8 protein-coding genes and 1 pseudogene are annotated in these 8,748 nt (G+C 52.7%); 5 read left to right on the top strand and 4 right to left on the bottom strand.

Features of this window, described 5'->3' with window-relative positions; all coding sequences use genetic code 11:
* From VU18_RS07045 to VU18_RS07030, 4 genes are all read right to left on the bottom strand, one after another.
* Positions 1 to 1,575: ABC transporter permease (locus VU18_RS07045; protein ID WP_047757870.1), on the bottom strand; the 1,575-nt coding region annotated here is incomplete at its 3' end.
* Positions 1,550 to 2,449 (bottom strand): ABC transporter ATP-binding protein, encoded by a 900-nt coding sequence (locus VU18_RS07040; RefSeq protein WP_031206536.1) that lies wholly within the window; start codon positions 2,447 to 2,449, stop codon positions 1,550 to 1,552. The genes VU18_RS07045 and VU18_RS07040, both read right to left, overlap by 26 nt.
* Positions 2,415 to 2,822, bottom strand: a complete 408-nt coding sequence (locus VU18_RS07035; protein WP_021322395.1) for a GntR family transcriptional regulator — start codon at positions 2,820 to 2,822, stop codon at positions 2,415 to 2,417. The genes VU18_RS07040 and VU18_RS07035 overlap by 35 nt, the downstream gene beginning before the upstream one ends.
* 120 nt (positions 2,823 to 2,942) lie before the next feature.
* Positions 2,943 to 3,221 (bottom strand): YetF domain-containing protein, encoded by a 279-nt coding sequence (locus tag VU18_RS07030; protein ID WP_014195736.1) that lies wholly within the window; start codon positions 3,219 to 3,221, stop codon positions 2,943 to 2,945.
* 262 nt (positions 3,222 to 3,483) lie between these two features.
* On the opposite strand from VU18_RS07030, the gene VU18_RS07025 reads away from it, so the two are divergent.
* The 5 genes and pseudogenes from VU18_RS07025 to VU18_RS07005 form a co-directional block, all read left to right on the top strand.
* Positions 3,484 to 4,578, top strand: coding sequence for an endospore germination permease (locus VU18_RS07025; RefSeq protein ID WP_021322393.1), 1,095 nt, complete (start codon positions 3,484 to 3,486; stop codon positions 4,576 to 4,578).
* Positions 4,575 to 6,110, top strand: a complete 1,536-nt coding sequence (locus tag VU18_RS07020) for a spore germination protein (RefSeq protein WP_014195734.1) — start codon at positions 4,575 to 4,577, stop codon at positions 6,108 to 6,110. Before VU18_RS07025 ends, VU18_RS07020 begins: the two co-directional genes overlap by 4 nt.
* The gene (locus tag VU18_RS07015) at positions 6,107 to 7,255 is read left to right on the top strand and encodes a Ger(x)C family spore germination protein (RefSeq protein WP_014195733.1); all 1,149 of its coding nucleotides are present in this window, start codon (positions 6,107 to 6,109) and stop codon (positions 7,253 to 7,255) included. Before VU18_RS07020 ends, VU18_RS07015 begins: the two co-directional genes overlap by 4 nt.
* 121 nt (positions 7,256 to 7,376) lie before the next feature.
* Positions 7,377 to 7,513 (top strand): annotated as a pseudogene (locus tag VU18_RS19615) (MFS transporter); the annotation flags it as partial.
* A gap of 148 nt (positions 7,514 to 7,661) precedes the next feature.
* The coding region (locus VU18_RS07005; RefSeq protein WP_047757845.1) for a HAMP domain-containing sensor histidine kinase at positions 7,662 to 8,748 on the top strand (1,087 nt) is incomplete at its 3' end.

Below are 8,748 nucleotides of genomic sequence, written 5' to 3'. Positions count from 1 at the left end.
CCCCCCGCCGATGATGTCCTCCACCGGCTCATTCCACAAATCTTGTTTGAGCGCCTGGACAAACGACTCAATCTCCTTCGGCTCGGCAAGCACAACCTCTGCCCGCCCGGTTTCCACATTTCGGATCGTCACCTGACGGATCGGCGCATAGCCGCTTGGGCGAAGCAGCAAATAATATTGCTGCTTATATTCTTTTGAGCCCATGATGCGCTGAAAATACAGCATGTACGGTTCAATCGGCACTTCGTAGCGGCGGAGGAGACGCGTGCCGTCTTTGAGCACATACCCGATCACAATCGGCCGGACGTTGCCAAAACGTGACGGGAGCGGCTGATCGTGCACAAGCTGCGCATGAAGCGCCCTGACAGCTTTGATGTTGTCCTTCGTGCGCAAAAACTGATCGAATGCTTCAAACTCTCTTTCCATCAAGTTAGGATTTTGCCAATTCATCACCGACTGGCCGAAATAGACTTTCTCAATATCGGACAAATTCGGAACGTGTCTCACATATCCAACCGGATCAAGGCGCACAGTCAAAAATAAGACCGACATCACAGCGGCAAAGGCGATATACCCTTTCCATTTATGAAAAACACGCCATGTTTTCATCACGACCATTTGCGCAACGGCATACCCGATAAGCGAAAACGCAACATACCCAAAGATGATCCATCCCCACTGCCGTTGGACTTGTCCAAAGTAGAACCCGCCGGTCAAGCACATGCAAAACGCCACTCCATACACAAACAGTGGGCGAAGCACTGAAAAGGCGAGCGCCTGCCCGGCCGCTTCCGTCGGCCGCCGCTCGTACAGCCAAATGGACAAACTGAAAAATAGAAGCGACAACAGCAGCAACATCCCGATTTCTCCCGCACTCATCGCTTGATCCGTCAGCATCGCATAACGAATCGGCAGCGCCCAATCCATCAGATTTCCCGATAAATAGTACCCATCAGGGAATCCATACAACCATAACGGCAAATTGCTAAACAGCAGCACCATGATGCCTGTCGGAAAAAAGAGAGCAATATTCGTTAACACAATATGAACGATCGATTGGCCGACGAGCACGCCGACCATGACACCTAGCGCAAAAATCACCGTCTCTACGACAAGCGTCTCGCCAAGCCATCGTCCCACATCCCCCGCTCCAATCGGCCACGGGAGATCAAGTCCGTACAGACATCCGATCGCAACCAAGGCGGTCAACACGAGCGGAACCGCCAAAAAGAGCCATCCAATAAGCATCTGCCCGGCAAGCAGTTCGGTGCGGCGGATGGGCAAGCTATGGATGAAATCAGCCGACCGTTTCTCATGCATATAGCGAACCACGCCGGCCGCCGCCAAAATCGGAACGAGCCAAGCGCACAGCGCTTCCATTCCATTGGCTATATCATACACACTGTACCATTGCGGAATATTGCCGACCTTTGGGTCATATTGAGAATACGCGAGCGCCATCGGCAGCACAATCGCCGCCAGCCATAGCAGCCAGTGAATGATGGCAATCCAGCCGATTTGACGAAGATTTTGCCCCCACATGGCGCGGTTAGCCGACCACTGTTTCACGGACATGAGCATCGCCCCCCATTTCATACATAAAAATTTCTTCAAGCGACAGCGGCAGCACATCAAGGATGAGAGGATGAAATGCGCGGACCGTCTCCTCTATGCGCCGCTTTTCCCCGCGGACAATAAGAAGAACGATGCTGCCGCGCTCCTCGCGATGCACGATGTCAAGCCGTTCGGCCAACTCGCTCGGAAACCCGCCGCGAAAGGCGGCTTGCAGCTTATGCATCCCCGCGCGCAGCTCGTCCAAATCGCGCTCGAGCTGCACCACACCGTGCGCCATCAGTCCGACCATGCCGCATAAATCTTCGAGTTCGCGCAAATTGTGTGACGAGATGACAACGGTCATTTCCCGTTCTACTACTTCATCGATTAACAGCTGTTTCACATGGCGACGGACGAATACGTCGAGCCCATCAAGCGGCTCATCCATAATAAGCACGTCCGGCCGGACGGAAAAAGCAAGCCAAAACGCCGCCTGGCGCTGCATGCCTTTGGAAAACTGCTGAATCTTTTTGTTTGGATCAAGCGCAAAGACGGACTGCAATTCCAGAAACCGTCCGCGGCTGAACGAAGGGTACAGTTGCTCGTAAAAATCCGCCATTTGCCGAATTGTCGCGTGCGGAAAAAAGTAGACAAAGTCTGGCAAAAATAAAATTCGCTGCTTCACTTGAACGTTTTCCCACAACTCCTCGCCATCAATTGTAATCGTCCCGCGGTCTTGGCGGAGAATGCCGGCCATCATCTTGAGCAGCGTCGTTTTTCCGGCGCCGTTCGGGCCGAGCAGCCCGTAAATCGCTCCTTTTGGCACCATCATGTTCGCGCCCTTGACGGCCGCAAACCGATCAAACGTTTTCGTCACGTCCACAAGTTGAATCACGATTCTCCCCCTCTTTCTCTCCTTCTCGAACCCATTGCCATAACTGCTCATTCGTCACCCCTAAAAACCGTGCTTCCTTGACAAGGCGGACAAGCTGCTCACGGACCGTAGCGATCGCCTCGATGTTTGGTTCTTTCGAGCGCGGGGCAACGAAGCTGCCTTTCCCTGGAATCGAATAAATCCAGCCGTCGCGTTCCAGTTCGCGGTACGCTTTTTGAATCGTGTTCGGATTCACCATCAGCTGTTTCGCCATCGTCCTGACCGATGGCAGCTGATCGTGCGGCTGCCATAGTTCGCGGACGATCATTTCTTTCATTTTGTCAATCAGTTGTTCGTAAATCGGCTGGCGACTGCGGATATCAAGCTCAAACATCTCCCCTCCTCCTCTCATTGTCACAACCGTACTATAACTAATAGTACACATAAAACAGAAGAAAGGCAAGAGTTTTTTCCAAAATAAAGAAAGAATCCATCCCTGGATTCTTTCTTCCTCTCATTCCGACGCCGTCGGCCGCCGCGTTGACCGTTGCCGCTCGGCGGGCTGATACGTCTGAACAAACAGCCCATCTCCTTCGAGCCACTCGGCGATCAACACGTCTTTTGGCGAGGCAATTCCTTGTTTTTGCAGTTTGGCGGCCAGCCATTGCTCCGTTTTCCCAAGCTCCGCTAATTCGTCTGCCAACAGCTGGCCATCCCGGATCAGCGTCACCGGGACATACACCGGGTGGGGTGGCAGACGGAAATCTTCACGCCGATCGTCAAATGAAGCCATTTCATGCTGCGCCCCCCTTGCATGCCGTTGATGTTCGCCCTTTCTTCCCTGTATTGTGCCCCCTGCCGCCTGAGAAGTTTCGCTGTTGGTTTGCCGTTGGAACGGATAAATTCCCCTGGACTGGAAACACTATCGTTTTAGAAAGCCAATCAGCGGCATTTCATCAGAAAAGAAGCCGGTTCAGCAAGGTTTCTGGAATCAGCAGCCTTTTGCCCTACATCCCCCGCCCTTTGGAGATTGCACGGAAAGAAAGGGATTCATGATGAACGGACAACCGCTTAGCGCCCTGCAATTGTTATTCATGATCATGCTGTCGGTCGGGCTGATGAATCATGTCATCATCATCCCCTTTATGCTTGAGGCCGCCCACCGCGATGCGTGGATCGCCGCCTTGGGAGCGTTGGGAGGTTTGCTCCTCTGGCTGCCGCTGCTTTATTTCACCATCCGACAACTGAACGGCGAGCGGCTGTTTGACTGGCTCAAGGCCCGGTTTTCGAGCGCGGCTGCTTATGCGGTGGCCGGTGTCAGCAGCGCATTCTTGCTTCTTCATAGTTTTGTCACGTTAAACGATACGGTCACGTTTACCACCACCTCTTATTTGACGGCGACGCCGAGATGGGCGCTGATTTTGGTCATCGTGGCCGTTTGTTTTTATAACTCGTACCAAGGCATCGACTCGATTGCCAACACTTCCATGATCATTTGCCCGTTCGTCATCGTGTTTGGTTTTTTCGTTATGCTCTCGACCACGCCTCATAAAGATTATTCACTGCTCAGACCAACGCTTGAACATGGTGTTGGACCTGTGCTCAACGGCATGATGTACGCCGGAGCGGGATATGTGGAAGTGATCGTTCTATTGTTTCTCTCCCATCGCCTGCCTCGCCCATTTTCATGGAAGGCGCTTGCCGCGATTGCCTTCTTCACCGCCGGGCTGAGCATCGGGCCGACGATTGGCGCCATCACCGAGTTTGGCCCCGAGCAGGCGACGCGCCTTCGCTATCCGGCATTTGAGCAATGGCGGATGGTCAGTTTAGGGACGTACATTGAACATGTCGACTTTATGTCGATCTACCAGTGGATATCAGGCGCCTTTATCCGCATCTCCTTGTCGATGGCGCTCATTGTAGAGCTGTTCCCGATCCGCCATCCGCAAACCCGCCGTTGGGTGCTCATTGTCCTTTACTTGGCGATCACATTGGCGGCGCTGGCGCCGGTCAGCGATGAACAGTTTTTGTATTTTGTCAAACATGGGGTGCTGCCGGCATCGCTGCTGTTTAGTCTTGCGCTGTCCGTTGTGTTAAGTGGTTTCGCTTTGTTGGCATACCGAAAAAAGAAAAGAGGGGTGGCAGGATGAAACGACCCATGCGCGCCGCCGAAGGCAAGCGGTTGAAAGACGATTACACAGGGCTCGAGACCGTCATCATCTCCGAAGAGGCGTTGCGCACGATGTACGCCAAATGCCCGGATGTCATCATGACGGAAGCCGCGATTCCATCCTCTTTGCCTGACGGCTCGGCGGCTGTGGTGCACTTGCTGTTTATTTATTGTGAAGAACTGTGCGATACGCAAATGCTGCAAAAGGCCATTTATCCGATGTTCCGCGAGCTGTGCGAACACCATCCATGCTTTTCGGCCGCCGACATCGAGGCCCGCAAACCGGCGGCGCTTGAGTATATGGGAAAAGAAGTGCGGATCGATGATCTCAACTTCAAGCTGTTTAGCGGTGATTTGCTCATTTATTTTCACGAAGCCGATGTCTTGTACACGATGCCGCTCGCCAGCCCGCCAAACCGCGATCCGGAAGAGCCGAGCACGGAAGTATCGATCCGTGGACCCAAAGATGGATTTATTGAAGAAATCAGCAAAAACGTGGCGCTCATCCGCAAGCGGCTGCGCTCGCACCGGCTCGTCTATGAACCGTTTGTCATCGGCACGCGCAGCCAGACAAAAGTCGGGCTCCTCTATGTCGATGATATTGCCAACACGACCATCATCGATGAGGTGAGAAGCCGTCTGCTCAGTTTGTACATCGACTCGGTGACAAGCACCAATCAAATTGAGGAGTGGTTGTCTGACACCCGGTTTTCTTTGTTCCCGATGTTCGGTTATACCGGGCGGCCCGATTTTGCCGTCAATTCGCTCCTCAACGGCCGTTTTATCATCTTGGTCGACGGGGCGCCGACCGCCTTGATCGGCCCGGGCAATTTAACGTTTTTGCTGAACACGTCGGAAGATAACAACACGTTTTTCTTGTTTGTCGTATTTCAGCGCCTGCTTCGGCTCGTCGGCACTTCGGTCGCCATTTATTTGCCGGGCGCCTGGGTCGCCTTGACCTCCTTCCATCCGGACCAGCTTCCGTTCACCTTGCTGGCGACGCTCATTTTGTCGCGCCAAGGAGTGCCGCTTCCAGTGCCGCTGGAGATGTTTGTGATGATGATTTTGTTTGAGGTGTTTAAGGAAGCCGGGATGCGTCTGCCAATCGCCATCGGGCAGACGCTGTCCGTCGTCGGCGGCTTAATCATCGGCCAGGCGGCGATCAACGCGGGGCTTGCCGCCCCGGCCACACTCGTCATCGCCGCCATTTCCGTCATCTCGACATTCACGCTCGTCAACCAAAACATGGCCGGCAGCGTCACCTTGCTGCGGTTTATTGTCTTGACGGCTTCCACCGTTCTTGGCCTGTTTGGCTTCATTCTGTCGCTGTTTTTCATCTTGACTTATGCAGTCAACTTGCGCACCTGCGGCATTCCGTACTTGACGCCGCTGGCGCCGCCGTCCAAAGATATCGGGAAAGCGTTTATCCCGAGCACATGGAAGCAGTTCCGCACGCGCGACCGCATTGTCCGTCCAAATGATCTCATTGCAAAAGAGAGGGAACGAAAATGAGGAAGCGAGTCATTCCCATCATCGCCTCTATCATGCTGCTTGGCGGTTGCTGGGACACACGCAACATCGATCACACTGTCTACATTCATTCAATCGGGATCGACTACAAAGATGGCCAAGTAATCGCCTACGTGCAATTGATCGATTTCACCGCCCTTGCCAAAGTCGAAGCGGGGGGCGGCAGAGAAAAAGCGGCGATTTCCGTCGGCAAAGCCGCTGGCGAAACGTTTAATATCGCGACCGACAAAATCTACCCTTCCATTCAACAAAGGGTGTCATGGGGCCATGTAAAAAGCATTGTCTTTACGAAACGGGCCTTGCAAAAAGGCATCGTAGCCGATGTGATCGACGTGCTGAACCGTTACAATGAAATTCGCCATACGGCGTGGGTGTACGCGACCGATGAGCCGCTGTCCGAGCTGTTTGAAGCGACGCCGTTGTTGAACGCTTCCTCGTATTATTCGCTGTTGTCCAATCCGGAAGAAATCTTTCAACAAAGTTCGTTTATCCGCCCGATCCGTCTCAGCCAATTGATTGCTGCGATGGATGAAAAAGCTGATGTAGCTAGACTCCCTTATTTAACAATTGAAGACAATCGTTGGGTGGAAAATAAGAAGCCAAAACAAATGTTGGCTATATCCGGCATTTGTTTTCTTCACGATTACCGCCTGCAAGGATGCGAGGGCCGTTCCGATTTGCAAGGGCTTCGTTGGTTGGAGCAGGACGTTCGGCGCACCCCGATTTATGTCAAGCAAAAAGAGAAAACCGTTGCCTCCCTAATCGTCCATAATCCAACAACGAAGTGGTCGGTCGACGTGAAGAACGGAAAGTATGCTTTTACTGTAAACGTCAAGGCGCAAGGAAATCTCCTCGAACTGCGTGAACCGCTCTCACGAAAACAACTGACCAAACTGGCGGAACAAACGGTGAAACAAGAAATCCACCGCTTATATAAACTTGGGAAAGAGCAACAGATCGATATATTGAATCTAGCGGAGCAACTGTATCGCCAGCGTCCGGATCTCTGGAAAAAACATCAGATCAACGGCCTCATCCCACTCCATAACAACACGCTATTCGTAAACGTCGAGCTCGTCATCAGTGCATCTGGAAAAGAAAAGCTGAATTACCGCGCTGGCGATTGAAAAGACAAAAATGAAGCGCCCTCTTGCCTGCGCTCACGCTGGGAAATGGGGCTTTCTCTGGTGGCAAGGATCAAGTATAATTTAGCCATATTAAGATCTATGGTTGGAACGGGGGAGAACGATGGGGGTTCATACGGAACGAACAAGCGCCGTCAGCATGACCGTCTACCCGATTTTGTTCGCATCAGCCTCGGCCACTTTTTGAACGATGCGATGCAGGCGGTCATCCCGGCGCTCTTTCCGATTTTGCGCTCGACGGCGGCTTCGTTTACGCTCGCTGCCGCTCCTTGGCGCCTTGGCGGTTTGGCTGCTGAAAGACCGGACATAGCCAATGCATATTTTTCTTTCAATCTCTTTCCGCTATAATGAAAGGTGATGATGTCTATTCAGTTAGGAGATTTTTCGTATGGCCGGTTTATACATTAACCAGCACGTCTTGAACAACTTATTTTATATTTTGGTCACGATCTTTGCCTTTTCCTTTATTTATGACCATAGTCGAGCGATCCGGCAGCGCCCGCTCTATGGCCGGGCGCTGCTTGGGGTTTGTTTGGCGTTGGCGGCCGTGTTGTGCATGAAATTTCCGATTTACATGGATCCGCTGTGCGTCCATGATTTCCGGCAAATTCCGTTTTTGCTTGGAACATTGTATGGCGGCGGCGCAGTTGGGGCGGTGCTGTTTGTTTTCTTGATGGGTGCGCGCACCATATTGTACGGTTTTCAGCCACTTACAGTGGTCGTCTATGCCATTATGTTCGCGGCAGCGGCCGCCGCCGCCCCGCTGTTTCGGAAACTGCCCCGGTCCGGCAAGCTGCTGACTGCGCTGTGGCTGACGTTTTTGCTCGCGGTGCTGACGACATTTGTCGCCGTGATTGTTGCTGATTTTCCGGTAACGAAGCCATATATCGTGTATTTTATTATGATGCCGCCGTTCGTCATGATGTTCGCTGTCTATTTGATGGAGACGCTTCATGAGGCGCAGCTCGCTCGGGCAGAGCTGATGAAGATGGAAAAAATGGAGATCGTCAGCCAAATGGCGGCCAGCATTTCCCATGAAATCCGCAACCCGCTCACCGTCGTCAAAGGATTCATCCAGCTGCTGCAAACGGGTCGGCTGCCGCGCGAAACCGAAGAGCGGTACATTCGCATCGCCTTAGAGGAACTCGAGCGGGCGGAAGCCATCATCCGCGACTATTTGACGTTTGCCAAACCGGCGCCGAAAGAAACCGAGCCGATTAATGTGTCCACCCAGCTTCAGAAAGTGTTGCAAATGATTACGCCAATGGCGCATATGCATTCGATCCATGTATCCTCTTCCCTCGAAGATGGCATCGTCATCGGAAACGTACAATATTTCCAACAGTGTTTTCTCAACTTGTTGAAAAACAGCATTGAGGCGATGCCAAACGGCGGCACGCTTCATGTCGCGGCTGAGAACCGGGGGGCATCAGTCGTCATTACCATTTCCGACAACGGCGTTGGCATGACGAAAG

Source organism: Geobacillus sp. ZGt-1, from assembly GCF_001026865.1.
Lineage (GTDB): Bacteria > Bacillota > Bacilli > Bacillales > Anoxybacillaceae > Geobacillus > Geobacillus thermoleovorans.
The sequence above is the reverse complement of the archived record's forward strand: the minus strand, read 5'-3'. Positions and strand labels throughout refer to the sequence as shown.